The sequence below is a fragment of the Rhodococcus sp. MurmanLake-1 genome (assembly GCF_056945715.1).
Map to the genome: position 1 here is coordinate 1 of NZ_JBWZNF010000074.1, position 295 is coordinate 295.

At 29.8% G+C, this 295-nt stretch carries 1 protein-coding gene; it reads right to left on the reverse strand.

The features are described 5' to 3' along the window. Positions 1–295: DUF7852 domain-containing protein (locus AC2ETI_RS32705; RefSeq protein ID WP_483635060.1), on the reverse strand; the 295-nt coding region annotated here is incomplete at both ends.

Consider the following 295-nt stretch of genomic DNA (forward strand, 5'->3'; position numbering starts at 1 on the left):
GTTCTGATATGTATTCAATACATTGATATATATACCCTTCTACCAATAAGCTCCCTTTTTCAACTGTAAGTGTATTTTGCTCATTCTTTTTTACCTTTGGTATTAAAAATTCGGTTTTTGTCAAAATAATCTCCTGTTCAACCTCTTTTATTCCAATCACTTTTTCTTTAAATACAACCTTTTCTCGCAAACTAATTTCACCTTTATATCTTCCTATTTCTATTGGTAGTTTCGCTGTAATAAAATTATTTACGTCTTCCCCATTTTCACTCTCTAATATTATACCGTGAATAGG